The organism is Streptomyces sp. NRRL WC-3605 (genome assembly GCF_001509795.1).
GTDB lineage: Bacteria > Actinomycetota > Actinomycetes > Streptomycetales > Streptomycetaceae > Streptomyces > Streptomyces viridochromogenes.
This window is the reverse complement of sequence record NZ_LLZN01000001.1, coordinates 314377-340408: the sequence shown is the minus strand read 5'-3', so window position 1 is coordinate 340408 and position 26032 is coordinate 314377. Positions and strand designations below refer to the sequence as shown.

Sequence of the window (26032 nt, the reverse complement as noted above, 5' to 3'; positions counted from 1 at the left end):
GGCGCTTTCGGACACACGCACGCCCCCTCACCCCGCAGGGCACGGCAGGACGCGGAGGCCCCGGGCAGCCGGCTCAGCCGAACGCGAGGGCTCCGATCAGCGCGGTCAGGGCCAGGAGGGCGGCGAGCACGACGGCCGCCGTCAGCAGCCGCCTCGACGGGGACGGGCGGGGCGGCAGGGGCGCGTCCCACCACGGCAGGGTCGGGTCGTCCTCGTAGTCGTCGCCGGGGTCCTGTCCGGTCTCGGCCGCCGGCCACTCGGGGACGGGATGCCCGGCGTCGGCCGCCGCGGGCCGCTCGGGGACGGGAGGCTCCGCGTCCTCCGCCCTCCCGGGGGGCGTCGCCTGCTTCGGCCACACCTTGACCGCCAGCTCCCAGCGCACGCCGAAGCGCTCGGCCTCCTCCGCCCCGGTGCCGGCGACCCGGCACAGCGCGACGACGGCCTGCCGGGGAGGCGGCTGGGTGGCGTTGAGATAGCGCTGCCACGAGGACTTGCTGTAGGCGGTGCGCGCGCCCAGCGCGACCAGGCTCAGGCCCGTACGGTCCTTGAGCAGCCGTAACTGCTCCACGAAGTGCCGCACCTCGGGCGGCAGACCCTCGGGCAGCGGCTGCCACGCACCCATCGCTCACCTCCGAACGGACTCGTTCGGGTGACGACGCGACGGCGTGCCTCGGTTCCCGGTGCGCGGGGCGTAGCGGAACGGTCACTTCCGTGCCACAGCGCACGGACAGGCGTTGAACAGGGACTCCGCCGTGCCCGAGGGTTTGACGTACGACGGCGGCCCGTCCCTCTTCGGGGGAGGGGGCGGGCCGTCGTCGTACGCGAGGTCTCAGTTGTCGACCGTGAAGTGCAGCGCGTCCTTGAAGAACGGGACGGTCACCAGCGGCTCCGGCTGGGCCATCAGTGCCAGCAGCACGATCGCGAGCCCCAGCACGCCGTACGTCACCATGTCGGTGAAGCGGGAGCGCACGGCGAGCATGCCGACGCTCGGCAGGAGCCAGCGCAGCACCGCGCCGACCAGCAGCGCGCTGCCGATCAGCAGCGTGCCGGCCCGGAACACGTCGAGGGCCGTGATGAGCAGGCCCACGGCGACCAGACCGCAGACGAGCAGGATCGGCCACTGCCGGGCGGGGGCCGGCGCGTCACCGGGGGCCGCCCGGCCGCCGCCCTCCGGGCGGGCCGTGTCCTTGGTGAACAGGGGGAAGCGCCGGGTGGTCCGCCGGGGTGTGCCGTCCGCGTCCGGCGCACTGATCGGATCCCGGACCTCGATGTCGTCCGCGCCGTCGGCGCCGCCCTCAGCCGACACTGCGCTCCGCCGCCTCGACCACGTTGACCAGCAGCTGCGCCCGGGTCATCGGGCCCACGCCACCGGGGTTCGGGGAGATCCAGCCGGCCACCTCGGCGACACCGGGGTGGACGTCACCCACGATCTTGCCCTCGGCGCTGCGCGAGACGCCGACGTCGAGCACGGCCGCGCCGGGCTTGACGTCCTCGGGGCGGATCAGATGGGCGGAGCCCGCGGCGGCGACGATGATGTCCGCGCGCTTCAGGTGGGACGACAGGTCGCGCGTCCCCGTGTGGCACTGGGTCACGGTGGCGTTCTCGCTGCGGCGGGTCAGCAGCAGCGGCATCGGGCGGCCGATGGTGACACCGCGGCCGACGACCACGACCTCGGCGCCCTTGATCTCCACGCCGTAGCGGCGCAGCAGGGTGAGGACGCCGTTGGGGGTGCAGGGCAGCGGGGCGGGCTCGTTCAGGACGAGACGGCCCAGGTTCATCGGGTGCAGGCCGTCGGCGTCCTTGTCCGGGTCCATCAGCTCCAGGATGCGGTTCTCGTCGATGCCCTTGGGCAGCGGGAGCTGCACGATGTAACCGGTGCAGGCCGGGTCCTCGTTGAGTTCGCGGACGACCGCCTCGATCTCCTCCTGCGTGGCGGTGGCGGGCAGTTCACGCTGGATGGAGGCGATGCCGACCTGCGCGCAGTCGCGGTGCTTGCCGGCGACGTACTTCTGGCTGCCGGGGTCGTCCCCGACCAGGATCGTGCCGAGGCCGGGCGTGACGCCCTTCTCCTTCAGCGCCGCCACGCGGGCGGTCAGGTCGGACTTGATCGCGGCTGCGGTGGCCTTGCCATCGAGAATCTGGGCGGTCATGCCCCCATCCTCCTTGATGACGCCCTCTCTCTTCCAATCCGGGTCCCGGGCGGGGCCCTCCGGCGCATCTCCGGGCGTATGCGTCCATGATCAGTGATGTTGCACTTGCACAACACATAGGGAATGCGGCTGGACAAGTAAGAGCCGACTAAAGAACGATGTGACAGCAGTGCCGCGGGCAGTACCGGGGGGACGAACCGCATCAGTCACATCTCCTCCGCACCGTGCCGCGCGTCCCCGCACTCGGACAACGGAGGAAAGACCGCCATGAGTTTCGGCGACCCGAACAACCCTTACGGCCCGCCGCCCCAGGGACAGCCCGGTTACCCGCCGCAGCCCCCGCAGGGACAGCCCGGCTACGGCTACCCGCAGGGCGCTCCCCAGCAGCCGCCCGCCTACGGCTACCCGCAGGGCCAGCCGGCCTACCCGGGCTACCCGGGCGGACCCGCGATGCCCATGGAGATGCCCGGCCTGATGAAGACGGCCCGTGTGCTGCTCTTCATCCTCTCCGGCTTCCAGCTCCTGTTCGGCCTCATCGCCGGTGTCGCGGTCGGCGCGGCCCAGGACCTGTCCAACGGCGTCGGCTCCGGTGACTCCACCGACTCGCTCGCCGGTCTGGGCTTCCTCCTGGCGGGCATCCTGCTGGCGCTCGGCGCGCTGTCCATCTTCCTGGGCGTGAAGTTCAAGAACGGCGGCAGCGGCATCCGCGTCACGACGATCGTGTACGCGTCGCTGATGATCCTCGGCGGCATCGTCAACATCGCGAGCGGTGGCAACGGCTCCGCCACCTTCGGTGGTCTGATCTCGCTCGCCATCGCCGGCATCATCCTGACGTCGATGGTCAACAGCCAGGCGGGCGCCTGGTTCAACCGTCCGCGTTACTGATCCGCCCGGCCGCCGCGGAAGACCGCCGGCCGACCCGGATCGCTCCACCACAGCCGAGGCCGTGTCCCTTCACGACGGGGACACGGCCTCGCTGTCGTATGCGCTCGAAGACCCGGTCCTGCGTGGCTTGGTGGTGCGGGTCGGCAGTGAACGGCCGTCGGACATTGCCCGGTTGTCGAGGTGATCTTGTCAGTGGCGTCCGGCAGGATGGTCATGCGGCTTGTGGCGCACGGGGGTTGGGGGAGGAATGTGTCCTCCCGCGTCCGGTGTGCCGCGCTTCACCGTCGAGCCGCGGTCCCTGAAGTCCCGTACGGAAGGTTCACCTGTGAGAACGAAGCGCATCGCCCTGGCCCTCGCAGCAAGCGCTCTCGCCCCGGCGCTCCTCGCGTCCGCACCGGCCTTCGCCGCCGACGCGGCGCCGTCGTCCGCCGTCACGGCGGCGGCCGCCACCGACGACCCCGGCACGCCGGTGGACGAGATGTCGGAGGAGGAGCTGCGCGCCGCCATCGCCGCAGTCCTGGCCGACCCGGACTCCGGAAGGGGCGTGGAACGGGAGGCGAACGAGGCCCTCGGCGGCACCGTGGAGGACATGCGCGAGTTCCTCAAGACCGGCTACCGGCTCGCGCAGTACGAGGACGACAAGGTCGCCGTCGTCACCATCCTCGGCAAGCCCTACGCCGGAAAGCGCGTCAAGCAGGAGATCTACGCACTCCTCGACGCACCCACGCCCGAAAAGCTCCGCACCTGGCTCGAGACCGGCTACCGGCTCGCGCAGTTCGAGGACGACAAGGTCGCCGTCGTCACCATCCTCGGCAAGCCCTACGCCGGAAGGCGGGTCACGCAGGAGATCAACGCACTCCTCGACGCACCCACGCCCGAAAAGCTCCGCACCTGGCTCGAGACCGGCTACCGGCTCGCCCAGGCCGAGGACGACCGCGTCGCCGTGGCCCGCATCCTCGCCGATCCGACGATCAGCGCCGCCCTGCGTGCGGCGGCCGAGGACGTCATCGACGGCACGCCGGAGGAGCTGCGGTACTTCCTGGCGACCGGGCAGTACGAGGTGGACAAGTAGGACTCCGTCCGCCCGGCCGACCGTATCGGTGGCCGGGCGGACGGACCCGTCAGTGGAAGAAGTGGCGCGTGCCGGTGAAGTACATCGTCACGCCCGCCTTCTTCGCGGCCTCGACGACCAGCTCGTCACGGACCGAACCGCCGGGCTGGACCACGGCCTTCACGCCGGCCTCGACCAGGATCTCCAGGCCGTCCGGGAAGGGGAAGAAGGCGTCGGACGCGGCGTACGAGCCCTGCGCGCGCTCGGCACCGGCCCGCTCCACCGCCAGCTTCGCGGAGTCGACGCGGTTGACCTGACCCATGCCGACGCCGACCGAGGCCCCGTCCTTGGCCAGCAGGATGGCGTTGGACTTCACGGCCCGGCACGCCTTCCACGCGAACGCGAGCTCGGCCAGCTCCTCGGCGGAGAGCGCCTCGCCGGTCGCCAGGGTCCAGTGCGCCGGGTCGTCGCCCTCGGCCTGCAGGCGGTCGGTGACCTGGAGGAGGGCACCGCCGTCGATGGGCTTGACCTCGACCGGGTTGCCGGGGCGCTCGGGGCAGCGCAGCACGCGGATGTTCTTCTTCTTCGCGAGGGCCTCGAGGGCGCCGTCCTCGTAGCCGGGCGCGACGATGACCTCGGTGAAGATCTCGGCGACCTGCTCGGCCATCTCCTTGCTGACCGGCCGGTTCACGGCGATCACACCGCCGAACGCCGACAGCGGGTCGCAGGCGTGGGCCTTGCGGTGCGCCTCGGCGACGTCCGCGCCGATCGCGATGCCACACGGGTTGGCGTGCTTGATGATCGCGACGCAGGGCTCGGCGTGGTCGTACGCGGCACGGCGCGCGGCGTCCGTGTCGGTGTAGTTGTTGTACGACATCTCCTTGCCGTGCAGCTGCTCGGCCTTGGCCAGGCCGCTGCCGGTGCCGTCGACGTACAGCGCGGCCGGCTGGTGCGGGTTCTCGCCGTAGCGGAGGGTGTTCTCACGCTCCCAGGTGGCGCCGAGGAAGTCGGGGAACCGCGAGTCGTCGACAGGGGCGTACGAGGACGCGAACCAGCTCGCCACGGCCACGTCGTAGGCCGCCGTGTGCTGGAACGCCTCGGCCGCCAGCCGCTTGCGGGTGGCCAGGTCGAAGCCTCCGCCGCGGACGGCGCCGAGGACGTCGGCGTACCGGTCGGGGCTGGTGACGACGGCGACCGACGGGTGGTTCTTGGCGGCCGCGCGCACCATCGACGGCCCGCCGATGTCGATCTGCTCGACGCACTCGTCGGGCGACGCCCCGGAGGCCACGGTCTCGCGGAACGGGTAGAGGTTGACGACGACCAGGTCGAACGGCTCGACGCCCAGCTCGGCCAGCTGCTCGCGATGGCTGTCCAGACGCAGGTCGGCGAGGATGCCGGCGTGCACGCGCGGGTGCAGCGTCTTCACCCGGCCGTCCAGGCACTCGGGGAAGCCGGTGAGCTCCTCGACCTTGGTCACGGGGACCCCGGCCGCGGCGATCTTCGCGGCCGTGGAACCGGTGGAGACGAGCTCGACACCCGCCTCGTGCAGGCCGCGCGCGAGGTCTTCCAGACCGGTCTTGTCGTAGACGCTGACGAGCGCCCGTCGAATGGCCCGCTTGTTGCTCTCGGCGGTCACTGGATAACTACCTTTCGTCCCTCAATGCGATAGCCGTTGCGGGCGATCCGCCCCACGACCTCGACGAGCAGCCTTCGCTCGACTTCCTTGATGCGCTCGTGAAGAGCGCTCTCGTCGTCCTCGTCCCGGATCTCGACCACGCCCTGGGCGATGATCGGTCCGGTGTCGACGCCGTCGTCGACGAAGTGGACGGTGCAGCCGGTGACCCTGGCTCCGTACGCGAGGGCGTCGCGGACGCCGTGGGCGCCGGGAAAACTGGGCAGCAGGGCGGGGTGGGTGTTGATGAACCGGCCGCCGAAGCGCGCCAGGAACTCCTTGCCCACGATCTTCATGAAACCGGCGGAGACCACGAGGTCGGGCTCGTACGCGGCGACGGCCTCGGCGAGCGCGGCGTCCCACTCCTCACGGGTGGCGTGGTCCTTCACCTTGCGGACGAAGGTCGGCAGCCCGGCGCGCTCGGCCCGGGCGAGCCCCTCGATGCCCTCGCGGTCGGCGCCCACGGCCACGATCTCGGCGCCGTACGCCTCGGATCCGACGGCGGCGATCTCGTCGAGCAGCGCCTGGAGGTTGGTGCCGGATCCGGAGACCAGCACGACGAGGCGCTTGGCCACGGGCTTGGCGGCCACGATGAGCCCTTTCTCGGGGGTGCGTTCTTCGCGGCCGGCGGCACGACGAGCACCGCTTGTGCGTTCATACGAATGCGTCGCGCCCCGGGATACGGGGAAGTCTACGAAGCAGCCGACCGGCAGCAACGATACCGGCACCCCGGGTGCGGCCCCCATGGGACGGGGGCCCGGCCGGGAGGTAGCGTCTCTGCTGGGGCGGCCCGGGAACGCGCACGGTGTCCGGTGCGTTCACGAAGTGACAGCTCAGACAGCCCGGATCATCCGGACCGCCCGCACCGCACAACCCGCACAGCACAGCCCGTACCGCCCCGGACCACCGCCTCGTCCAGCCGACCACAGGGAAGACGCTCGATTTGATGCCGGACCGCAGCCTGCGACTCCACACGCTCCTCCCCCCGCATCCGGTGCAGGGAGGGGCGCACAGCGGCGTGCTGCTGCGGGAGCGCCCCTCCTCACCGCCCGACGCGCCCTCCGGCGGCCAGGGCGGCGACGAGCGGGGCGACGGCCGGAAGCAGGACGACAATCCCTTCGCGCCGCCCCCCGAGGGCACCCCGGACCAGCCCTGGCAGCCCCGTCACCCCTCGGGCGACGACGACGCGCAGGGTCGGGGCGACGGCGGCGAGCCCCCGTGGGGCAGCCAGTGGAGCGACCGCCAGCCCGGCCGCGCCTCCGGGGGCGGCTTCGGCGAGCGCCCTCGCGGCGGCGGGCCCGAGGGCCCCGGCCAGGGCGGCTCCCAGGGCTCGAACATGCGCTGGGACCCGACGGACCCGGCGCAGCGCCGCGCCCGCTACGCGCTGCTCTCCGGTATGTGGGCCTTCTTCTTCGCCCTGTTCAGCTGGCCCTACGTGGCCCTGCTCCTGGGCGCGCTCTCCCTGTACTGGGGGATCAGCAGCCTGCGCGCCAAGCCCCGCACTCCCGACCCCGACAACCCGGCCCCCGCCCGGACCGGCGGCCGTCCCCAGACGACGGCCGCGGTGAGCGGCCTGGTCACGGCGTCCCTCGCGCTCGCGGTGGTCGCCGCCGGGTTCACCGCGCAGGTGGTCTACAGCGACTACTACACCTGCCGCAGCGACGCGCTCACCAGCGAGGCCGAGCAGTCCTGCAAGCAATTGCTCCCGGAGGAGCTGCGAGGGGTGCTCGGCAGCACCGAGTGACCCGTCGCGGGGCGGTCCGCGATTACGCCGCGTACCGGCCCGGCCCGTCCCGGCCCGTCAGGACTCGGCGTCGTCCGGGTGTGGGCGGTCGGACGGCGTCTGGGGGGTGGCGGCGGTGTCGGGTTCGCTGGTGGCTTCTGATGCCGGTCCGGCGTCGGTCGGGTTCGCGTCTGCCGGCTTCGTGTCCGATGGCTTCGTGTCCGTCGGCTTCGCGTCTGCCGGCTTCGTGTCCGTCGGCTTCGCGTCTGCCGGCGGGGAGTCCGGGGCCGGGTGCGCCCGCTGGATGTTCTTCGGGGCGTCGGGGTTCGTCGTGGCCTCGTCGGGGGTCGATCCCCTTTCCGTGCCCGTGTCCGTGCCCCTGTCCGTGTCGGGGGCCTTCGGGTCCGGCCCCCTCGGTGTGGGGCCGGCGGGCTCGAAGTCGTCCGGCTCGAAGGTCGTGTCGTGGTCGTACGCCCCGTACGGCACTTCCTCTCCCGACCCGTAGGCGTCGTCCCCGTCGTACCGGGCTGCCGCGACGGTGGCACCGGGCAGGCCGTCGCTCTGCTGCGGTACCGGCTGGTCCTTCACCAGGGCCGTAAACGGGCCCTTCCGCTCACCCGCCGGGGCTTGCTTGCGGGCGCCGGTCGACGTAGCCGCCGCGCGGGGCGAACCGATCGCCGTACCCCGCGACTCCGCGTCCCGCCGGGTGGCGTGCGCCAGGCACCGCCAGCCGCGCACGACCACGGCCACCGGGACGCCCACGAGCGCGACCCACACCAGCGTCGCCGCACCGGCCTGCCACCACACCGGCCCGAACTCCGCCAGGGCTCCCCGGCCGAGCGGCCCGCCCGACAGCCCGGCCAGCACGGCGACCACGCACGCGCACATGACGGACGCCAGCAGGGCGGCCGCGGCCGTCCGCAGCGGCGACCAGGTCGGTGCCGCCGGCTGCCGGGACGGGGACACCGGCTGCCGGGATGCGGACGGTGCGCCCCTCCCGCCCTGTGTCCAGGGCCCGGACTGCGCTCGCCCGCCCCGGGTGCCGCCCGTCCCGGTCGCCGAGTCACCCCGCATGCCGGGGTCGGCGCCGGAGCCCCATCGGGCCGCCCCCCGGCCCAGGACCACACCGGCCACCACCGGAACCGCCGCCACCGCCCACTGGAGGGGCCCGACGATCCCGGTCGACGGCACGGCGTCCAGCAGCGGGAAGGGCGGCAGAGGCGGTGGCGGTGCCGAGGCCAGCGGGGCCACCACATGCCCGGCGCCGAGCACGAAACCGGGGCCGAGGGCGTAGCTCGCCGCCCACACGGCCGCGTTCGGCACCATCGAGGCGCACAGCAGCAGGACGCCGATCCGGCCCGACCAGCCCTGGGTCAGTCCGGCGAAGGTCTGGCGGGCGTCCACGCCGTGCCAGACCAGGGACACGGCGACCAGCAGCGCCCCGCCGCCGACGAGCGCCGCCGCACCCGCCCCGGCCGCGCGGGCCGCCGCCGCGAGCCGGGCCGGCGTGTCCGGTTCCTGCGCGAGCCGCCGCGCGCGGCCGGGCAGCGCGCCGAGCAGCCCGTGCGCCGCCTCGGGACGGCGCTCGCACGCCGTCCACACGCCCACCCCGGCGACCACCATCACGACGAGGGGCACGCAGAGCACGGCCGACGGCCAGGACGGCTTCAGGACGCCGCCGGCCGCGTACAGCGCCGCCGCCGTCGCCACCCCGAGGTATCCGAGCACGACCCCTGCCCAGGCCGTGGGCCCGTGCACGGGCGGGGCATCCTCCCCGCCGTCCGCCGCCGCGTCCCGGGCCGCCCGGTGCACCAGGCAGACCGGCAGCACGAAGAGGAGCAGCGGGGTGACCCCGACCGGTACGGAGGCGCCCGAGAGGGTGTCGGCCCGGACCAGTTCGGCGCCGTGGCCGAGGAGCCACAGGACGGCGGCGATCCGCAGGGCGCCGCCGGGCCCGCTGTCCGGATACGGCGAGACGACCCACAGCACCATCACCAGGACCACCAGGGCCCCGAGGCCGAGGGCGGCGGCGACGGCCCCGTTGAGAAGGCTGGCGCTCAGCCCCGGGGTGCGATGGCGCAGCCGTGTGAGCAGGGACGACAGGGGCGTTCGGCGAGCGGTCATCTCGATCACGCGGCCATGCTCCCAACGACACGCGCTCAACCCTCGCAACAGGCGAACCTCCGAAGTGTCGCCCAATATACGTTTATGTACTTTTTCACACGGAGGGGTGCACTGTGACGCAGAGCCCGGCAACCCCGCTTCCCCCGCCCACGGAGCGCCGACGCCTGCGCGAGGCCGGGTCCTTGACGCAGGCTCAGGTCGCGGAACGGGTCGGCGTCAGCCGCCGGACGGTGCGCGCCTGGGAGACCGGCCGGGCGGCTCCGCGGGGCCGGGAGGGCGAGGCGTACCTGGATCTGCTGAGGTCCCTCGAGGAACGGAGGAGGGATCAGGAACGTTCCGCCGACGTCGACGTGACGGAACGTCATGCGGAGGCCGAGACCGAGGGCGACGGGCTCGACGGGGACGCGGCCGCAGCTGCTGCCGACCCCGCCGGGCGGACCGGCCGGCCCCTCACCCCCGCCCAGGCCTTCGACGCGCTCTACGCCTTCTGCGCCCCCGCCCTCGTACGGCAGACCTATCTGCTCACCGGGCGGCGGGAGCTGGCGCGGGAGTCCGTCGAGCGGGCCTTCGAGATCGCCTGGCAGCGCTGGCCCGAGGTCGCACGGGACCCCGACCCGGCGGGCTGGGTGCGGGCGACGGCGTACGACTTCGCCCTGTCGCCCTGGCACCGGTTCCGCCCCCGCTACCGGCACCCCGAGCCCCCGCCGGCCGACACCGCCGACCGGCTCCTGCTCGACGTCCTGCTCGGCCTCACCCCGTCGCAGCGCCGCACCCTGCTGCTGTACGACGGTGTCGGGCTCGACCTGCCCGAGACGGCCGCCGAGACCGAGGCGACCACACCGGCCGCCGCCAACCGCATCCTGCACGCCCGGGCCGCCGTCGCCACCCGGATGCCCACCCTGTCCGACCCGGACGACCTCCACCGCCGGCTGGCTGAACTGGCTTCGGCGGAACGTCTGCGGGCCTCCGCCGCCCCGGCCGTCCGCGAGGGCGGCGAACGCCGGGCCCGCTTCTGGACGCGCGCGGCGATCGCCTTCACCGTGGTGCTGATCGGCACGACCGCGCTGACGCTGCGGACCGCCCCCACCCGGTACGAGCCGCCGGTGCCGCCCGGGGCGACCGTGCACGGGGTACCGCCGCCGGTGGCGCCGGGGCCGTTGTCGCACAAGGAGCAGAAGCTGCGCGACAAGCTCCGCTCGGAGCCGCACGCCGGCCCGGAGCGGCTCGCACCCCAGCCGTTCTAGAAGCCGTGCTGAAACGTCGGTGGGCCCGCCCCCAACCCGGGGACGGGCCCACCGACGTCGGCGCTGTGCCGGAGACTGCCTCAGCCGCCCAGGATCTCGCGGGCGAGCTTCGCCGTCTCGGTCGGCGTCTTGCCGACCTTGACGCCCGCGGCCTCCAGGGCCTCCTTCTTCGCCTGGGCGGTGCCGGACGAACCGGAGACGATGGCGCCGGCGTGGCCCATGGTCTTGCCCTCGGGCGCGGTGAAGCCCGCGACGTAGCCGACGACCGGCTTGCTCACGTTCTTCGCGATGAAGTCCGCGGCGCGCTCCTCGGCGTCGCCGCCGATCTCACCGATCATCACGATCAGGTCGGTGTCGGGGTCGGCCTCGAACGCGGCGAGCGCGTCGATGTGCGTGGTGCCGATGATCGGGTCGCCACCGATGCCGACGGCGGTCGAGAAGCCGATGTCACGCAGCTCGTACATCATCTGGTACGTCAGCGTGCCGGACTTCGAGACCAGGCCGATGCGGCCCGGCTTCGTGATGTCGCCGGGGATGATGCCGACGTTCGAGCCGCCCGGGGTGATGATGCCGGGGCAGTTCGGGCCGATGATCCGGGTCTTGTTGCCCTTCTTGCCGGCGTACGCCCAGAACGACGCCGAGTCGTGCACGGCGATGCCCTCGGTGATGACGACGGCCAGCGGGATCTCGGCGTCGATGGCCTCGACGACCGCGTCCTTGGTGAACTTCTCCGGCACGAAGATGACGGAGACGTTGGCGCCGGTCTTCTCGATGGCCTCCTTGACGGTCCCGAAGACGGGTACCTCGGTGCCGTCGAAGTCCACGGTCTGACCCGCCTTGCGCGGGTTCACGCCGCCCACGACGTTGGTGCCGTCACCGAGCATGAGCTTGGTGTGCTTCATGCCCGTGGCGCCGGTCATGCCCTGGACGATGACCTTGCTGTCCTTGTTGAGCCAGATAGCCATGGTGTGTTGTGTCCTCGTCCTGAGTGCTTACTTGGCGGCGTGGGCCAGCTCGGCGGCCTTGTCGGCCGCGCCGTCCATGGTGTCGACGCGCTGCACCAGCGGGTGGTTGGCGTCGGTGAGGATCTGCCGGCCGAGCTCGGCGTTGTTGCCGTCGAGGCGGACGACGAGCGGCTTGGTGACGTTCTCGCCGCGGTCCTCGAGCAGCTTCAGGGCCTGGACGATGCCGTTGGCGACCTCGTCACAGGCGGTGATGCCACCGAAGACGTTGACGAAGACGGACTTGACGTCCGGGTCGCCGAGGATGATCTCGAGGCCGTTGGCCATGACCTGGGCGGAGGCGCCACCGCCGATGTCCAGGAAGTTGGCTGGCTTGACGTTGCCGTGCTTCTCACCGGCGTACGCGACGACGTCCAGGGTGCTCATGACGAGACCCGCGCCGTTGCCGATGATGCCGACCTCGCCGTCGAGCTTGACGTAGTTGAGGTTCTTCTCCTTGGCAGCGGCCTCGAGCGGGTTCGCCGCGGCCTTGTCGTGGAGCTCCTCGTACTCGGGGTGACGGAACTCGGCGTTGTCGTCGAGCGACACCTTGCCGTCCAGGGCGATGACGTCACCGGAGGCGACCTTCGCGAGCGGGTTGACCTCGACGAGGAGGGCGTCCGACTTGATGAAGGTGTCCCACAGCCTGATCAGGACGTTGGCGACCTTGTCCGCGACCTCGGCCGGGAACTTGGCGGCCTCGACGATCTCGCGGGCCTTGGCCTCGTCCACGCCGTCGATGGCGTCGATCGCGATCTTGGCGACGGCGTCCGGACGGGTGGCCGCCACCTCCTCGATCTCCATGCCGCCCTCGACGGACGCGATGGAGAGGAAGGTGCGGTTGGCACGGTCGAGGAGGAAGGAGACGTAGTACTCCTCCAGGATCTCCGGGGCCGTCTCGGCGATCATCACCTTGTGGACCGTGTGGCCCTTGATGTCCATGCCGAGGATGTCGGTCGCACGGGCCACGGCCTCGTCCGCGCTCGCGGCCAGCTTCACGCCGCCGGCCTTGCCGCGGCCACCGACCTTCACCTGGGCCTTGACGACGGACTTGCCACCGAGACGCTCAGTGGCTGCGCGGGCCGCCTCAGGCGTGTCGATGACTTCACCGGCCAGCACCGGTACATCGTGCTTGGCGAAGAGGTCCCTCGCCTGGTACTCGAACAGGTCCACGCGCTTCCGTCCCTATCAGTGATCTCGCGGTTCGTTGGATGCGTGGGCGTGCCGCGAAGGGCAACGTGACGTCCGCTCTGTCACAAGGGAGGCGCACACGGTGTCCGAGCGCGCGGCATGTCCGTCTCGCAGGTTATCGCCGCCGGGCGGACCTCTCTAAATCGCATCTCACACGTGAGCGGTGATACCTGTCACATGATGCCGCGATCGGTGGATATCACTGGCACGCCGTGCCGAACGCGTGGACGAAGGGGAGGCGCCGCATCGGGCTGGGGTTGACCCGATGCGGCGCCCTGAACAGCCCGGAAGCGGCGGAAGAAAGCCGCTTCGGCAGGCCCTGGCCGGGGTGACCCCCACCCCAATGGGGATCACCACGGCCGGTCCGCGGGGTCCGGACCCGAACGACCGACGGCTTTCAGCCGTCCGGGTCCGTCCACCCGCGAGTCTGATGGCCGGCGTTTCAGATGACGCCGGGGTGCTGTGCGGCATGGCGGGCGGGGCGCTGGTGCGGGCTGGCGGCACTGGTGCCGGGGGCACTGATGCCGGGGGCACTGATGCCGGGGGCACTGGTGCCGGGGGCGGGCGCGTCACGGGCGCCGGTCGCCGCCGGTGTGGCGGGGCCGGAGCGCGGACGAGGTGGCGCCGACCCGGCGACCGGGGCCGCGGGCCGCGGGCCGCCAGCTGCGGGCTGCGGGCTGCGGGCTGTGAAGCGGGGCGGTTGCCTGGCCTGCGGGCTGCGGGCTGCGGGCTGTGAGGCGGCGCGGTCGACCGGGGGACCCCGCCGGGCCGGCGGTCCGTACGGCGGCTAGGCGGGCGAGACCGGGACGTCCCCGTCCCGGTCCCGCGTCTCGTCCACCTCCGCGCGGACGGCGACGCCGGGCACCAGTCGCACCGGCACCCGGTCGTACTCCACGGACACCGCGTGGGCGTCCGCGCACCGGGGGCCGTTGTTGTCACCGCTCGAACGGTTGCCCGGCACACCGGCCGGATGATCCGCCGGCCCTTGCCGCACGGGGCCGTATCCGAACCGTGCGTCCGGCTGGGCGGCAACGGCTTCCATGGCGGCGGGCGCCGTGTCGTCCGCCCCGGTCCGGACGGCGGCGGGGAGTGACTGGGCACCGCGCGGATCGCCCCAGGGGCCGTACGCACCGGTCCGCCCGTCAGCGGTACGTCCCGTGTGGTCCCGGTGAAGCCCCGGCTCCTCCGCGGCGGTCTCGTGCGCCGGCGCGGTCTCAGCGGCCTCTTCGGGGGCGGGCGGTACGGGCAGGCCCGAGACGTCGGTGAGATCGGGGAGATCAGGGACCTGAGGGAGATCGGGGAGATCGGGGAGATCCGGCAGGACCGGCGGTTCGGCGGCAGGCGGGTCCGGCAGGCCGGGCACCTCCGCACCGGGCCAGTCAGGCATCCCGGGCGGTGTCGGTGCCGGTGACGCGACCGGCGGCACCGGGGCCGGGGGCAGCTGCTCCCGCACCTCGGTGAGTGCTCCGGAGACCGTCTCCCCGACGGTCCGCGTCACGTCCTCGGTCACGCTCCGGACGAGGTCGCGCACGGGCGGGACCACCGACGGCAGAACCGGCGACGTCTCACGCGGAGCCACATCCCGGCTCGCCGCCGGTGACGGCACGTCGTCCCCCACACGCTCCGCCGCGTCGGCCCGTTCCCCCCAGAGGAGTCCGAGCACGAAGAGTCCGCCGAGGAGCAGCACCAGCTGGAGCACGCGCGGTACGGCACCCGGTGAGGCGGCGGGCCGGGACACGGCGGGGGTCCTCCCGTGGGGGTGGGCGAAGGACGGGGAGCCGGGGTGTATGCGCTTACGGAACACACCACACCGCTGGCGGAACGCCGATCCTCGCACGCCCCTCCCGAGGTCGCGCAAGCCCTCTGTGACCGATGGGCACTCATGTCCGTTTTCCTGCCCGGGGTCCGGGAGCAGTGGGCCGTCACCTGACCGGCGACGGCCCGTCAGGGCATGTCCGGCACCGGGATCGGCCGCTTCTCGATGGCCGCCGCCATCACCTCCGGGAACAGGTCGGGCGTGCAGGCGAAGGCCGGCGCACCCAACGCCGCGAGCGCCGCCGCGTGTTCACGGTCGTAGGCGGGCGCCCCCTCGTCGGACAGCGCCAGCAGGGCCACGAACTGCACTCCCGACGCCTTCATCGCCGCGACCCGCTTGAGCATCTCGTCGCGTATGCCGCCCTCGTACAGGTCGCTGATCAGCACCACCACCGTCTCGGCGGGACGGGTGATCTGCGACTGGCAGTACGCGAGCGCCCGGTTGATGTCGGTGCCACCGCCGAGCTGGGTGCCGAAGAGGACGTCGACGGGATCGTCCAGCTGGTCGGTCAGATCGACGACCGCCGTGTCGAAGACGACGAGCCGGGTGTCGATGGACCGCATGGACGCCAGCACGGCCCCGAACACCGAGGCGTACACCACGGACGCCGCCATCGACCCGGACTGGTCGATGCAGAGCACGACCTCCTTCTTCACCGACTGCGAGGCCCGCCCGTAGCCGATGAGCCGCTCCGGCACGATCGTGCGGTACTCGGGCAGGTAGTGCTTGAGGTTGGCCGCGATCGTGCGGTTCCAGTCGATGTCGTGATGGCGCGGCCGGTTGATCCGGGCGCTGCGGTCGAGGGCGCCGGTGAGGGTGGCGCGGGTGCGGGTGGCGAGCCGCTTCTCCAGGTCCTCGACGACCTTGCGCACGACGGCCCGCGCCGTCTCCTTCGTGGTCTCCGGCATGGCCCGGTTGAGCGAGAGGAGCGTGCCGACGAGGTGCACGTCGGCCTCGACGGCCTCCAGCATCTCCGGTTCCAGCAGGAGCGTGGACAGCCCGAGCCGGTCGATGGCGTCCCGCTGCATGACCTGCACGACGGAGGAGGGGAAGTAGGTCCGGATGTCCCCCAGCCAGCGGGCCACGGACGGCGCCGAGGCCCCGAGCCCCGCCGAACGGTCCTTGCCCGTCTGCTTCTTGTCCCCTCTGCCGTAGAGGGCGGTGAGCGCTCCGTCCATCGCGGCGTCCTTGCCGGAGAGCGCGCATCCGGTGCCGTCGGCGTCGTTTCCCCCCAGTACCAGCCGCCAGCGGCGCAGCCGCTCGCTCGCCGGGTCCCTCAGTTCGGTCGTCATCAGCGTGTCCCCCTTCGACACCGTTCCCGCCACGGGTTCGTCCGGTTCGTCCGCGTGCTCCCCTCGCGGACCCTGTGCGTCACCACCGCCTGCGTCTCCGCCTGCCTCACCGCCAGGCCCCTTCCTGGATCCCGCGCGTAGACACCCGCCTCACCGCCACGCCCGCTTCGTGGACACCGTGCGCCGCCACTCGCCTCACTTCCACGCCCCCTCGTGGACACCGTGCGCCGCCACCTGCCTCACCGCCACACCCCCTCGTGGCGCCGCCGCTCCCACAGGGGCATCACCGGCACGGTGCGGGGCGTCGCCGCCTTGCCGTTGGCCGGGGTGCGGCGCGGTTGCCGCGTGGTAGCAGGCGTTCCGGTGCCGGCGTGATCCCCGCGCTCCAGCAGTCCCTCGGTCGTCATCCGCTCGCCCCCACAAGGTCGCCGGCGGCGGGGCGGCCGCGCCCGGCGGCCCCGTCCTCCGTCCCGTCCAGTCCCAGCAGCAGGCGTACGACCGGCACCACCGCGTCCGCCCGCTCGATGTCCAGCTCGTCGGCGAAGCCGGGTATCCCGCCCCCGGCGGTGCCCACCCCCTGCCGCTCCCCCGGTCCCCGCCGCACCAGCTCGCCGAGCGTGCGCCGGACACCCGGCTCGTACGCCGAGAAGGTGCGCCGCAGCAGCGGCAGCACGTCGGTGAACGCCTCCGCCGGGACGCCCGTCAGCCAGGTGTCGACCAGGCCGAGCAGCCGCTCGTCGTGCACGAGAAGCATCCCGCCGCCGGATCCGCCGCCGACAAAGCCCTCGATCCAGGCCGCCGCCTCCGCCGGCGGGGTCCCCGGCGACAACGCCAGCCCCATCAGCCGCGCGGCGTCCTCCTGCCGCAGCTCACCGTCGTCCAGGAGCAGCCGCACCGCGCGCCCCCTGATGACGCCGGGCACGGTGTCCCGGCCGGACAGCACCCGCAGCACCCCGTGCCAACGGGGCCGCATCCCGGTGACCGCGTCCCCGAGCAGCCCCAGGGCGCCGTGCACCGCGTCCACGTGGCGGCGCATCTCGTCCGCCGCGTCCGCGTCCAGCCCGACGCAGGCCGGGGGCAGGCCGACGAAGACCCGCTCGGCGAGTCCGGCCGCCACCTCCGCCAGCGCGCCGGTGTCGGTGCCGCGTACGTCGCCGTACCGCAGGGAGCGCACCAGCGCCGGCAGGGCCTGCGCGAGATGCCCGACGTCCGCGTCGAGCGCCGCCCGGTCGGCCAGGACGCCCATCACCACGGGCAGCGCGTCCGGCAGTTCGGCCAGCAGGCAGCGCTCGGCCAGCGCCGTGACGTCGGCGAGTCCCTGCGCGGCGACGGCGTCGGCCTCGGCCTTGGCGGTGGCCGCGGCGAGCACGGTGGTCCCCCACACGCCGGCCTCGGCCACCCGCACCGCCAGCTCCGGCTCCCAGCGCAGCCGCCATGTCTCCCGGAACGTCCCGGTGCTCCCCCGCGACACGACCGGCTCGCCCCAGGCCACGCCGAGCAGCCCCAACCGGTGCAGCAGCCTGCTGCGCTCGGCGTCGTTCTCCTTGCGCAGGTCGAGCTCGAGCTCCCGCTCCAGCGCCTCCGGCCTGATCCGCAGTCGGCGCTGGGTCCGGTCGAGGTCCCGCTGGAGCGGCACTGCCGGTGCCGACTCCGGCACCTCCCCCAGCACGTCCCCGACGACCAGCTGGTCCCGGATCAGCGCCAGCGGCACGTCGGAGCCCTCGCACATGACCGCACGGATCGCGTCGGTGGTCTCGCTCAGCCCCGGCAGCGGGCGGCCGCGCATCGCCGCCAGTGTCTCCGCGAGGCGGACCGCCTCGATGACGTGTGCCGAGGAGACGATGCGGTCCTCCTCGCGCAGCAGGCCGGCCACCTTCGTCATCCAGCGCTCCACGGGCCGGTCGGGCGCGCCGAACAGATGCCCGTACCACCCCGGCGAGTCGATGCCCGCGCCGTAGCCGCTGGCGCGGGCCAGCCTCCGGTGCGTCCACGGCACCCAGGTCATCTCGGCCTTGACCTTCGGCAGCCCCTTCAGCAGCGCCTTGTCGGCGGTGACCGTGCTCTTCCGCCGTAGCGCGGGCACGTGCCACGCCCCGCACACGACGGCCACGTCGTCCCCGAACTCCCGCTGAGCGGCGCGCAACTGGAGCCGCATGTACGCCTCGCGCACCAGGTCCCGGTCGTGCCCGCCGCTGCCGTACACCTCCCGCAGGGCGGCCATGGCCTCCTCCAGCCCTTGGAAGGGTGCGTACACGTCCCCGCCGGCCGTGCCCCGGTGCTCGACGACGTCCTCCCACCAGCGCTCGGGATCGTCGTATCCGGCGGTCTCGGCGAGCACGGCCAGGGGGTCGACACGGACGTCGGCCGCGGTGGCCCCGGCATCCTCCGTACCCTCAGCGTCCTTCCCGTCCTCCCCGTCCTCCTGCTGGGCGGTCGGTTCGGACTCCGTCTCGCCGTCCCTGCTCCACGCCAGGGTGTGCGTGGCGGGCAGGTCGATGAAGCGGGCCGGTACCCGGTGCTCCAGGGCCCAGCGGAGGGCCACCCACTCCGGGGAGAACTCGGCGAGCGGCCAGAACGCCGACCGGCCGGGTTCGTCCACGGCGTGGGCGAGGAGGGCGACCGGCGGCCGCATGGCCTCGTCCCCGGCGAGCGGCACCAGCGCGTCGGCCTCGGGCGGCCCTTCGATCAGCACCGTGCGGGGCCGCGCCGCGTCCAGGGCCGCGCGGACCGCCCGCGCCGACCCCGGCCCGTGGTGCCGTACCCCGAGCAGCAGCGGCCCGGCGGGCCGGGCCCCGGAGCCCGCCCCCATGCCGTCGCTCGTGGTCTCCTCAACGCCTGTCACATCGACCCCCTCGCTCCGTGCACCCGTCTGTCCCCCGTTCACACCCCACCCGGCCCTTAGCCGCGGCCGGTTCACACCCCACCCGGCCCCTCGCCGCCGGGCCGCCCCTCACCCGGCCTGTGCGGCTCGCGGCGTCGCCCCTCGCGCCGCCGCACGGCGACCGCCGGATCCCGGCCGGCCGGACGCGCCTCCCGTTTTCGATCCGCCGCCGGGGCGGCCCCATCCGAGGTCGTCGCTCACGCGCTCACCTCGCGGCAGGCGCGGTAGAAGTCCGTCCAGCCGTCCCGCTCCCGGACGACCGCCTCCAGGTACTCCTGCCAGATGACCCGGTCGGCGGCCGGATCGCGGACGACGGCGCCGAGGATGCCGGCGGCGACGTCGCCCGGGCGCAGCACCCCGTCGCCGAAGTGGGCGGCCAGGGCGAGGCCGTTGGTGACGACGGAGATCGCCTCGGCCGTCGAGAGCGTGCCGCTCGGCGACTTCAGCTTCGTCCGGCCGTCGGCCGTGATCCCGTCGCGCAGCTCGCGGAACACGGTCACCACCCGGCGGATCTCGTCGATGCCGTTGGGCGACGCCGGCAGATCGAGGGAGCGTCCGATCTGGTCGACGCGGCGGGACACGATGTCCACCTCCGCGTCGGCGCTCTCCGGCAGCGGCAGCACGACCGTGTTGAAACGGCGGCGCAGCGCGCTCGACAGGTCGTTGACCCCGCGGTCCCGGTCGTTGGCGGTGGCGATCAGGTTGAACCCGCGGACGGCCTGCACCTCCTGCCCCAGCTCCGGTATGGGGAGCGTCTTCTCCGACAGGATCGTGATCAGCGTGTCCTGCACGTCCGCCGGGATACGGGTCAGCTCCTCGACCCGCGCCGTCATGCCCTCCGCCATGGCCCGCATGACCGGGCTGGGCACCAGCGCGTCCCGGCTGGGGCCGTGCGCGAGCAGCCGCGCGTAGTTCCAGCCGTAGCGGATGGCCTCCTCCGGCGTGCCGGCCGTGCCCTGGACGAGCAGCGTCGAGTCGCCGCTGACCGCGGCGGCCAGGTGCTCGGAGACCCACGTCTTCGCGGTGCCGGGCACGCCGAGCAGGAGCAGGGCGCGGTCCGTGGCGAGCGTGGTGACGGCGACCTCGACGATGCGGCGCGGGCCCACGTACTTCGGGGTGATCACCGTGCCGTCCGGGAGGGTGCCGCCGAGCAGATACGTGGCCACGGCCCACGGCGACAGCTTCCAACGGGCCGGGCGCGGACGGTCGTCCTGCGCGGCCAGCGCGGCCAGTTCGTGGGCGAAGGCGTCCTCGGCGTGCGGTCGCAACGCCTGGGCCTCCTCCGTCGCCCCGGTGTCGACGGACGTCGGCTCAACGGACACAATCATGGCAAAGTCCCCCTCCAGCTCAGCCGGTTCGGATCTGGGTCCCACCCTGCACCACCACACTGACAACGCGTCCTGACCTGCGAGAACACGGACGCGGGCCGCTGGGCCGGCCCGATTGTCAGTGGCAGGATCTAGTTTCGGAGACATGACTCAGCAGGGGGTGCGCTGGACCGCGGACCAGGTGCTGGCACTGGCACCTGACGCCGCATCACGCAAAGCGGGAAGCAAACTCGGGGCGGCCGGGCCGTGGTCCGAGGCGGGGAGTTCCGACGAGGGGACGGTGTGGGGACTGTGCAAGGGCAGTGGCAGCAAGCCGTATCAGACGGTGATCGACCTGGCGGACGCGTCCGGGCCCGCGTACAAGTGCAGTTGCCCCAGCCGTAAGTTCCCGTGCAAGCACGCGCTCGGACTGCTGCTGCTCTGGGCGGGCGGGGACGGGGCCGTGCCGGACGGGCAGGCGCCGGACTGGGCGGAGCAGTGGCTGGCGGGCCGGCGGCAGCGCGCCCAGGAGAAGCGGGCGGCGGGGCCGGCCGGCTCCTCCGCGGCCGCCGCCGATCCGGAGGCGGCGCGGCGCCGGGCCGAGCGCCGGGCGCTGCGGGTCACCGCGGGGGCGACGGAGCTGGAGCAGCGGCTCGCCGACCTGCTGCGCGGCGGGCTCGCGGGCGCGGAACAGGCCGGGTACGGGCTGTGGGAGGAGACGGCCGCCCGGATGGTCGACGCCCAGGCGCCGGGGCTGGCGGCGCGGGTGCGGGAGCTGGGGGCGATACCGGCGTCGGGTCCCGGCTGGCCGGTGCGGCTGCTGGAGGAGTGCGCGCTGGTGCACCTCCTCGACCAGGGCTGGCTGGGCCGTGAGCGCCTGCCCGACGAGCTGGCGGAGACGGTGCGCTCCCGTATCGGCCTGCCGTCCTCGGCGGACGGTCCACCGCTGCGGGACCGCTGGCTGGTGCTCGCCCAGTACGACACGGCGGACGTGAAACTCACGACGCGCCGGATCTGGCTGCACGGCGCCGACTCGGGCCGTACCGCGCTCCTCCTCTCCTACGGTGCGGCGGGCCGCGCCCCGGAGCTGTCCCTTCCGGTGGGGCTCGCGCTGGACGCGGAGGTCGCGGCGTACGGGGGTGCCAGGCAGGTGCGGGCGGTCCTGGGCGATCAGTTCGCACCACCGGCGCCTACGACCGTCCGGCCGCCGGGGGTGACGACGGCGGAGGCTGCAGCCCGGTACGGCGAGGCGCTGCGCCACGATCCCTGGCTGGACTCGGTGCCCGTCACGCTCGACCGGGTGGTGCCGGTCCCGGACGGCGACGGATGGCAACTGGCCGACGCCGACGCGGACTCCGCGCTGCCGCTCGCCGCAGCCGCCCGTTCCCGGCCCGGGCTGTGGCGGCTCGTCGCACTGTCCGGCGGCGCACCGGTCACGGTGTTCGGCGAGTGCGGCCACCGCGGTTTCACACCGCTCACGGCCTGGGCGGAAGGGACGGGAGAGGCGGTGCGCCTGTGGTGACCGCACGTCGGAGCCCGTCCCGCGACGAGCGCCCATCACCCCGCGTCGGCCATGACGGCAACGGCAACAGCGACGGCAGAGAGGGACGAACGACATGACCAGCCCTTCCCTTCCCGTGGACTCCCTTCCCATGGACTCCCCGGCGCCGGACCCCTGGGAGGAACTCGTCACGGCGGCGCTGCTCGGCACGGACCGGCGCACCCCGCCGGGCTGCCCGCCCGGTCAGGAGGCTCCGGTCGCGCTGCTGGACCGGGCGGCCGTGGAGACCGTCCGCAGACGGGCAGGGCTGCGTCCGGCGCGCGCGGCGGAGCGTCCGAGGCCGGCCCCCGAGGATCCGCGACCGGCGCTTCCTCCGGCGGCGGCCCGCCGGCTGGCGCTGCTGCTGGCGGACCGTCCGGGTGCGGGCGGCGGCCGCCGAGGCTCGACACCGGACCTGATGGAACTGCTGCCGCAGTGGCTGGCCGCGGCCAACGAGCGGGGCTTCACCCCTCCCGCTCAGGCGCTGCCCGCCCTGCTGGACGCCGCCCGGGGGCGCACCGATCTGCGGCCGGCGGCGTTGACCTTCGCGGGCCCGCGCGCGGTGTGGCTGGCCCGGCTGAACCCGGACTGGCGGTTCGCGCTGCGCACGGCGCCGGGCGGGGGCACCGCACTGCCGTCGCTGGAGGACCCGCAGCAGGTGGAGCAGCTGTGGCAGGAGGGGCTGTTCGCGGAGCGGGTCGCTCTGCTCGCCGCGATCCGCGCGCGGGAGCCGTCGGCCGCGCGCGAGCTGCTGACCACGACGTGGGCGACGGAGCGTGCGGAGGACCGGCTGATGTTCCTGGACTCGCTGCGGACCGGGCTGGGCCCGCAGGACGAGCCGTTCCTGGAGCAGGCGCTCGGCGACCGCAGCCGCAACGTCCGATCCACGGCGGCCGAGTTGCTGTCGGCTCTGCCGGGATCGGCGCTCGCGGCCAGGATGGCGGTCCGGGCCGGGGCGTGCGTGGCCGTGGACCACACGGGGGACGCGCCGACGCTCACCGTGGAGGCACCGCACGAGTGCGACGCGGCCATGGAACGTGACGGTGTCGTGGCCAAGGCACCGGCGGGCCGGGGTGAACGGTCTTGGTGGTTCGGCCAGTTGGTGGAGGCGGCCCCGCTGGGCACGTGGGCCGGACGGCTCGGCGGGCGGACACCGGAGGAGATCGTCGCCCTGCCCGTGGCGGACGACTGGCAGGGCGAGTTGCACGCGGCCTGGTGCCGGGCGGCGGTACGGCAGCGGGACGCCACGTGGGCGCGGGCGTTGCTCGGATCTCCGGCGGCGCCGGAGGCGGGCGGTCCGGGAGCGGTGTCCCTGGCGGAGCGCGCGAAGCTCCTGGCCACGCTGGACGTGGACGAACGGTCCGAGTGGGTGGCCGGTTTCATCGCGACGCACGGCCTGTCGGAGGCGTTCCAGCTGCTGGGCGTGTGCGCGGTGCCGTGGCGCGGACCGCTCGGACGAGCCGTGGTCGACGCGCTCAACATCGCGCGGGACGCCGGGAGTTACCCGTGGTCGTTCAGCGGGGTCATGGGCCTGGCCGAGCGCTGCCTCGACCCGTCGGAGGCCGCCCGCCTCGACGGCCTCCTGGCGATACCGGACGAACCGGAGGACGCGTCCCCCGGAGCGACCGGTTACTGGGCGGAAAGCTTCCAGCGCCTGGTCACGACGCTACGGCTACGCGCCACGATGATCGCCGAACTGGACGGCAGGGAGCCGCCCCAGGGCTGAGGGGCGCATGGCACCACCCCGGCCGGAGACGAGCAACAGGTGGGGGAGGTTGTGCCCGGCGTGGCCCGTACGGCTGCCCCTCGACGGACTCGGGCCGGTGAACCGGCCGAAGAGGAGGACGGGTCCGGAACAGGCGGGCCCGAGCCACGCCCCCGGGGGGCCGGCCCTGGGGAGGCGACTCGGCGACGCGCCCCCGGTCTCCGTCCGCACACCGGCGACAGCCCCCTGGCTGGCCCCCGGGGCCCCGGGCCCCTGCGGGTCCGCCCTCCGGGCCGGCGCCGGCGCCTACGCCCCGGCCGGCTGCCGTACGTTCTCGCGGACCCAGTCCACGATCGACTGCGTCGTGGCACCCGGGGTGAAGATCTCCGCGACGCCCTTCTCCTTCAGCGGGGCGATGTCCGCCTCGGGGATGATGCCGCCGCCGAAGACGAGGATGTCCTCCGCCTCGCGCTCCTTCAGCAGGTCGATCACCGCGGCGAAGAGCGTGTTGTGGGCGCCGGAGAGGATGGACAGGCCGATCGCGTCGGCGTCCTCCTGGATCGCCGTGTCGACGATCTGTTCCGGAGTCTGGTGGAGGCCGGTGTAGATGACCTCCATACCGGCGTCGCGCAGCGCCCGCGCGATCACCTTCGCCCCGCGATCGTGGCCGTCGAGCCCCGGCTTGGCGACCACCACGCGGATCGGACCGGCTGCCACACCCATCACTGCCTCCATGAAGCGACTACATCCATCCGTACCGACAAGCACCGCTCATATATGAGGTATGCCGCTCTCGGCCTACTTGTCATACATGGTGCACGTATCGCACTGTCCGCCACTCGCTTCGGCGCTCACCGCGCCGGACGTGCGACGAACGCACGGACGCCCGGGCCACACCGCCCGGAAGTGAACGCACGTTATCCCGAGCATCCCGCAACCGGCAGTTTCGCGGTGCTGACCGAGGGGGAAATCACACGTGGGACACGTTCGCCGCGCAGGTTCCACTCATCGCGGCACACGCGCCGCGTCCATGAGCGGTGCGCGCGTCGCGGAGCGGGATCCCGCGCACAAGGAGCCGCAACGAGGTCGTCGCACCACCGCGCCATCGGACGGCGCGCCGTGGTGATGCGACACGTCGGCGGTGGCACGAAGGGCACACAGGGCAGGTAAGGCACGACAACGGGAGCTCGTCGCCCACCGGCAGCAAGCCCCCTCAGGTCATCGGCGCCGCACGGCCGCCCGGGCCGGCGCACCTCTCACGCCTCGCTCACACCGCTTTCCCTTCCGCTGCCCGCCCGCCGGCTGCCTCCGCCGCGACTTCCCACGAGGGCACACGGGGGCCGGAGCCGTCTCCTGCGTGCCGCAAGGAGGTCGGCCATGAAGGTCACCGGGGCACTCCCCTTTCTCCCCCTCTGCCGACGCCTGCTCCCCAGCGGGCTCGCCGGCCTCTCCCTCACCCTGCTGAAGGCGACCGCCCTGGAGATCGCGATCCTGACCGGCCATGTACTGCTGTATCCATCCGGCATCGCCCAGGAGCGCCGCTCGCCCGGCGCGCCGCCCGCACGGGACACCGCCCGGCTGCCGGCCGAGGCGGCACCACCCGTCGTCCTGCTGCACGGCTTCATCGACAACCGTTCGGTGTTCGTCCTGCTGCGCCGCAGCCTCGCCCAGCACGGCAGGCATCAGGTCGAGTCGCTCAACTACTCCCCGCTGACCTGCGACATCCGCACCGCAGCAGAGCTGCTCGGACGGCACATCGAGGGCATCTGCGAGCGGACCGGCAGCGACCGGGTGGACATCGTGGGGCACAGCCTCGGCGGGCTGATCGCGCGCTACTACGTGCAGCGGCTCGGCGGCGACCTCCGGGTCCGCACACTCGTCACGCTCGGCACACCGCACTCCGGCACCAGCGTGGTCCCGCTGGCCAACGCCCACCCGATCGTGCGTCAGATGCGCCCCGGCTCGGCCGTCCTCGAGGAGCTGGCCCGGCCCGCGCCCGGCTGCCGTACGCACTTCGTGAGCTTCTGGAGCGACCTGGACCATCTGATGGTCCCGCTGGAGACGGCCTGCATCGACCATCCCGACCTGATGGCGCAGAACCTGCGCGTCACGGGCATCGGCCACCTCGCGCTGCCGGTCCACCCGGCCGTGGCGACGGGCATACGGCAGGTCCTCGACACCGCCCACGCGGACGCGGGGACGCCTGAGGAGGCCGGCGGCCTGACGGTGGCGTGAGCGGTCCGGCGCCGCGCGATCACCCTGCGTGGAGCGTCGGCGTCCGCCTCAGTCGCCCCAGGACCGCACTCAGACCCACGGAAACACCCACTCGACTTCGAACAGCCTTCGAACACAAGGCCAAAGTCGCGCCCACTGACCGCCAAAACACGGCCGAATGCCCGTTTCCTGCGCGCCCAAAACCTGCCGAAGATTGTCGCGCCCGCATACCGCCG

Annotated in this window: 21 protein-coding genes; 7 read left to right on the top strand and 14 right to left on the bottom strand. The window is 73.4% G+C overall.

Annotated features, from left to right (window positions below):
- Positions 1-73: 73 nt before the first annotated feature.
- The 3 genes from ADL34_RS01655 to ADL34_RS01645 all read right to left on the bottom strand — a co-directional run bounded on the left by ADL34_RS01655 (position 74) and on the right by ADL34_RS01645 (position 2150).
- Complete coding sequence (locus ADL34_RS01655; RefSeq protein WP_062663892.1) at positions 74-622, bottom strand: helix-turn-helix domain-containing protein; 549 nt, start codon at positions 620-622, stop codon at positions 74-76.
- Positions 623-829: 207 nt separating this feature from the next.
- Entirely contained in the window at positions 830-1306 is a 477-nt protein-coding gene (locus tag ADL34_RS01650) for a DUF3017 domain-containing protein (RefSeq protein WP_062663894.1), read from the bottom strand.
- The gene (locus ADL34_RS01645) at positions 1296-2150 is read right to left on the bottom strand and encodes a bifunctional methylenetetrahydrofolate dehydrogenase/methenyltetrahydrofolate cyclohydrolase (RefSeq protein ID WP_055625283.1); all 855 of its coding nucleotides are present in this window, start codon (positions 2148-2150) and stop codon (positions 1296-1298) included. Before ADL34_RS01645 ends, ADL34_RS01650 begins: the two co-directional genes overlap by 11 nt.
- 267 nt (positions 2151-2417) lie before the next feature.
- On the opposite strand from ADL34_RS01645, the gene ADL34_RS01640 reads away from it, so the two are divergent.
- Together ADL34_RS01640 and ADL34_RS01635 are read left to right on the top strand one after the other, a co-directional pair.
- Positions 2418-3035 carry a hypothetical protein gene (locus ADL34_RS01640; RefSeq protein ID WP_062663895.1) on the top strand — a complete coding sequence of 206 codons (618 nt, stop codon included), beginning with the start codon at positions 2418-2420 and terminating at the stop codon, positions 3033-3035.
- Between the two features lie 325 nt (positions 3036-3360).
- Positions 3361-4107: an ALF repeat-containing protein gene (locus tag ADL34_RS01635; protein ID WP_062664389.1), complete on the top strand. Its 747-nt coding sequence runs from the start codon at positions 3361-3363 to the stop codon at positions 4105-4107.
- Positions 4108-4156: 49 nt separating this feature from the next.
- Here the strand turns inward: ADL34_RS01635 and purH are convergent, their stop codons facing one another.
- A complete protein-coding gene (gene purH / locus ADL34_RS01630; RefSeq protein ID WP_062663897.1) occupies positions 4157-5722 on the bottom strand; it encodes a bifunctional phosphoribosylaminoimidazolecarboxamide formyltransferase/IMP cyclohydrolase in 1566 nt (521 codons plus the stop codon).
- Positions 5719-6348, bottom strand: coding sequence for a phosphoribosylglycinamide formyltransferase (gene purN, locus ADL34_RS01625; protein WP_062663899.1), 630 nt, complete (start codon positions 6346-6348; stop codon positions 5719-5721). The genes purH and purN overlap by 4 nt, the downstream gene beginning before the upstream one ends.
- A 356-nt stretch (positions 6349-6704) precedes the next feature.
- Here purN and ADL34_RS01620 point away from each other — a divergent pair, with 356 nt between their 5' ends.
- Positions 6705-7502 (top strand): hypothetical protein, encoded by a 798-nt coding sequence (locus tag ADL34_RS01620; protein WP_062663901.1) that lies wholly within the window; start codon positions 6705-6707, stop codon positions 7500-7502.
- Positions 7503-7559: 57 nt separating this feature from the next.
- Here the strand turns inward: ADL34_RS01620 and ADL34_RS01615 are convergent, their stop codons facing one another.
- The gene (locus ADL34_RS01615; RefSeq protein ID WP_324610551.1) at positions 7560-9605 is read right to left on the bottom strand and encodes a DUF6350 family protein; all 2046 of its coding nucleotides are present in this window, start codon (positions 9603-9605) and stop codon (positions 7560-7562) included.
- A 113-nt stretch (positions 9606-9718) separates the two neighbouring features.
- Between ADL34_RS01615 and ADL34_RS01610 the strand changes: the two genes are divergently transcribed.
- Complete coding sequence (locus tag ADL34_RS01610; protein WP_062663903.1) at positions 9719-10849, top strand: helix-turn-helix domain-containing protein; 1131 nt, start codon at positions 9719-9721, stop codon at positions 10847-10849.
- Positions 10850-10929: 80 nt separating this feature from the next.
- On the opposite strand, the gene sucD is transcribed toward ADL34_RS01610, so the two are convergent.
- The 7 genes from sucD to ADL34_RS01580 all read right to left on the bottom strand — a co-directional run bounded on the left by sucD (position 10930) and on the right by ADL34_RS01580 (position 20358).
- Positions 10930-11814 (bottom strand): succinate--CoA ligase subunit alpha, encoded by an 885-nt coding sequence (gene sucD / locus ADL34_RS01605; protein WP_062663905.1) that lies wholly within the window; start codon positions 11812-11814, stop codon positions 10930-10932.
- Positions 11815-11841: 27 nt separating this feature from the next.
- Positions 11842-13023, bottom strand: a complete 1182-nt coding sequence (gene sucC / locus ADL34_RS01600; RefSeq protein WP_062663907.1) for an ADP-forming succinate--CoA ligase subunit beta — start codon at positions 13021-13023, stop codon at positions 11842-11844.
- An 805-nt stretch (positions 13024-13828) separates the two neighbouring features.
- The gene (locus ADL34_RS01595) at positions 13829-14779 is read right to left on the bottom strand and encodes a hypothetical protein (protein ID WP_062663909.1); all 951 of its coding nucleotides are present in this window, start codon (positions 14777-14779) and stop codon (positions 13829-13831) included.
- Between the two features lie 206 nt (positions 14780-14985).
- Positions 14986-16149, bottom strand: coding sequence for a VWA domain-containing protein (locus ADL34_RS01590; protein ID WP_062664391.1), 1164 nt, complete (start codon positions 16147-16149; stop codon positions 14986-14988).
- A 239-nt stretch (positions 16150-16388) separates the two neighbouring features.
- Positions 16389-16556 (bottom strand): hypothetical protein, encoded by a 168-nt coding sequence (locus tag ADL34_RS35995; RefSeq protein WP_159038881.1) that lies wholly within the window; start codon positions 16554-16556, stop codon positions 16389-16391.
- Positions 16553-18958 carry a DUF5682 family protein gene (locus ADL34_RS01585; protein WP_062663911.1) on the bottom strand — a complete coding sequence of 802 codons (2406 nt, stop codon included), beginning with the start codon at positions 18956-18958 and terminating at the stop codon, positions 16553-16555. Before ADL34_RS01585 ends, ADL34_RS35995 begins: the two co-directional genes overlap by 4 nt.
- A gap of 269 nt (positions 18959-19227) precedes the next feature.
- Positions 19228-20358, bottom strand: coding sequence for an ATP-binding protein (locus ADL34_RS01580; RefSeq protein ID WP_062663912.1), 1131 nt, complete (start codon positions 20356-20358; stop codon positions 19228-19230).
- 145 nt (positions 20359-20503) lie between these two features.
- On the opposite strand from ADL34_RS01580, the gene ADL34_RS01575 reads away from it, so the two are divergent.
- Positions 20504-21859 carry an SWIM zinc finger family protein gene (locus tag ADL34_RS01575; protein WP_062663914.1) on the top strand — a complete coding sequence of 452 codons (1356 nt, stop codon included), beginning with the start codon at positions 20504-20506 and terminating at the stop codon, positions 21857-21859.
- Between the two features lie 130 nt (positions 21860-21989).
- Positions 21990-23603 carry a DUF5691 domain-containing protein gene (locus ADL34_RS01570; protein WP_199835511.1) on the top strand — a complete coding sequence of 538 codons (1614 nt, stop codon included), beginning with the start codon at positions 21990-21992 and terminating at the stop codon, positions 23601-23603.
- 285 nt (positions 23604-23888) lie between these two features.
- Here ADL34_RS01570 and ADL34_RS01565 read toward each other — a convergent pair whose 3' ends face one another.
- Positions 23889-24305, bottom strand: a complete 417-nt coding sequence (locus tag ADL34_RS01565) for a cobalamin B12-binding domain-containing protein (RefSeq protein WP_062663918.1) — start codon at positions 24303-24305, stop codon at positions 23889-23891.
- A gap of 654 nt (positions 24306-24959) precedes the next feature.
- Between ADL34_RS01565 and ADL34_RS01560 the strand changes: the two genes are divergently transcribed.
- Positions 24960-25817, top strand: a complete 858-nt coding sequence (locus ADL34_RS01560) for a lipase family alpha/beta hydrolase (protein WP_062663919.1) — start codon at positions 24960-24962, stop codon at positions 25815-25817.
- Positions 25818-26032 lie beyond the last annotated feature (215 nt).

Bases quoted from the DNA above. Each gene is read 5' to 3' on its own strand.
- ADL34_RS01655 (WP_062663892.1), bottom strand. From the start codon at position 622: ATGGGTGCGTGGCAGCCGCTGCCCGAGGGTCTGCCGCCCGAGGTGCGG.
- ADL34_RS01645 (WP_055625283.1), bottom strand. From the start codon at position 2,150: ATGACCGCCCAGATTCTCGATGGCAAGGCCACCGCAGCCGCGATCAAG.
- ADL34_RS01640 (WP_062663895.1), top strand. From the start codon at position 2,418: ATGAGTTTCGGCGACCCGAACAACCCTTACGGCCCGCCGCCCCAGGGA.
- ADL34_RS01620 (WP_062663901.1), top strand. From the start codon at position 6,705: ATGCCGGACCGCAGCCTGCGACTCCACACGCTCCTCCCCCCGCATCCG.
- ADL34_RS01615 (WP_324610551.1), bottom strand. From the start codon at position 9,605: ATGACCGCTCGCCGAACGCCCCTGTCGTCCCTGCTCACACGGCTGCGC.
- sucD (WP_062663905.1), bottom strand. From the start codon at position 11,814: ATGGCTATCTGGCTCAACAAGGACAGCAAGGTCATCGTCCAGGGCATG.
- ADL34_RS01590 (WP_062664391.1), bottom strand. From the start codon at position 16,149: ATGACGACCGAACTGAGGGACCCGGCGAGCGAGCGGCTGCGCCGCTGG.
- ADL34_RS35995 (WP_159038881.1), bottom strand. From the start codon at position 16,556: ATGACGACCGAGGGACTGCTGGAGCGCGGGGATCACGCCGGCACCGGA.
- ADL34_RS01585 (WP_062663911.1), bottom strand. From the start codon at position 18,958: ATGGGGGCGGGCTCCGGGGCCCGGCCCGCCGGGCCGCTGCTGCTCGGG.
- ADL34_RS01580 (WP_062663912.1), bottom strand. From the start codon at position 20,358: ATGATTGTGTCCGTTGAGCCGACGTCCGTCGACACCGGGGCGACGGAG.
- ADL34_RS01575 (WP_062663914.1), top strand. From the start codon at position 20,504: ATGACTCAGCAGGGGGTGCGCTGGACCGCGGACCAGGTGCTGGCACTG.
- ADL34_RS01570 (WP_199835511.1), top strand. From the start codon at position 21,990: ATGGACTCCCCGGCGCCGGACCCCTGGGAGGAACTCGTCACGGCGGCG.
- ADL34_RS01565 (WP_062663918.1), bottom strand. From the start codon at position 24,305: ATGGGTGTGGCAGCCGGTCCGATCCGCGTGGTGGTCGCCAAGCCGGGG.
- ADL34_RS01560 (WP_062663919.1), top strand. From the start codon at position 24,960: ATGAAGGTCACCGGGGCACTCCCCTTTCTCCCCCTCTGCCGACGCCTG.